The sequence below is a fragment of the Micromonospora sp. NPDC051296 genome, from assembly GCF_040682255.1.
Taxonomy (GTDB): domain Bacteria; phylum Actinomycetota; class Actinomycetes; order Mycobacteriales; family Micromonosporaceae; genus Micromonospora; species Micromonospora craterilacus.
This window is the reverse complement of record NZ_JBFBAO010000664.1, coordinates 1-1,392: the sequence shown is the minus strand read 5'-3', so window position 1 is coordinate 1,392 and position 1,392 is coordinate 1. Positions and strand designations below refer to the sequence as shown.

General features: G+C 75.0%; 1 protein-coding gene. It reads left to right on the top strand.

The window, feature by feature from the left end; all coding sequences use genetic code 11:
- A partial coding sequence (locus AB0M52_RS33965) for a heavy metal translocating P-type ATPase (protein WP_363961992.1) occupies window positions 1–1,392 on the top strand: 1,392 nt, incomplete at both ends.

The window sequence follows — 1,392 nt, the reverse complement described above, 5'->3', positions numbered from 1 at the left end:
CGCGGGAAACATCTACCTGGAGGCGGCGGCCGGGGTGACCACGTTCATCCTCGCCGGCCGGTACTTCGAGGCCCGTTCGAAGCGGACCGCGGGGGCGGCGCTGCGGGCCCTGCTGGAGTTGGGTGCCAAGGACGTCTCGGTGCTGCGCGGCGGGGTGGAGACCCGGATCCCGGTCGACCAGCTCGCGGTGGGGGACCGGTTCGTGGTGCGGCCCGGCGAGAAGATCGCCACCGACGGGACGGTGCACGAGGGCACCTCGGCGGTCGACGCCAGCATGGTGACCGGCGAGTCGGTGCCGGTCGAGGTCGGGGTGGGCGACAGCGTGGTCGGCGGCTGCGTCAACGCCGGTGGCCGACTGGTGGTAACCGCCACCCGGGTCGGCGCCGACACCCAACTGGCCCAGATGGCCCGGCTGGTCGAGCAGGCGCAGACCGGCAAGGCCGCCGCGCAGCGGCTCGCGGACCGCATCTCGGGGGTCTTCGTACCGATCGTGATCGCACTGGCCGCCGGCACGCTGGGCTGGTGGCTGGGCAGCGGGGCCGGACCGACCGCCGCGTTCACCGCGGCGGTGGCGGTCCTGATCATCGCCTGCCCGTGCGCGCTCGGCCTGGCCACGCCGACCGCGCTGCTGGTCGGCACCGGGCGTGGTGCCCAGCTCGGCGTTCTGATCAAGGGACCGGAGGCGCTGGAGTCCACCCGGCGGGTGGACACCGTCGTGCTGGACAAGACCGGCACGGTGACCACCGGCCGGATGACCCTGCTCGACGTGACACCCGGCGAGGGCGAGCAGCGCGCCGAGGTGCTCCGGCTGGCCGCCGCCCTGGAGTCCGGATCCGAGCACCCGGTGGCCCGGGCGGTCGTGACCGGTGCCGCCGAGGTGGGCAACCTGCCGCCGGTCACCGGCTTCGCCAACGTCGAGGGGCTGGGCGTGACCGGCACGGTGGACGGCCGTCAGGTGCTGTTGGGCCGACCCCGGCTGCTGCGCGAGCGGGATCTGGTCGTACCGGACGACCTCGCACGGGCGGCGACCGACGCGGAGGCCGCCGGACGCACGGCCGTGCTGGTCGGTTGGGACGGTCGGGCCCGGGGAATGCTCGCCGTGGCCGACCAGGTCAAGCCGACCAGCCGCGAGGCGGTACGGCGGCTGCGCGCGCTCGGCCTGACCCCGGTGCTGCTCACCGGCGACAACACCACCGTCGCCCGGGCGGTGGCCGCCGAGGTCGGCATCGACGAGGTGATCGCGGAGGTGCTGCCCGCCGAGAAGGTCGACGTGGTCGCCCGGTTGCAGGCCAAGGGCCGAGCGGTGGCGATGGTCGGCGACGGGGTCAACGACGCCGCCGCGCTCGCCCAGGCCGACCTCGGCCTAGCCATGGGCACCGGCACGGACGTGGC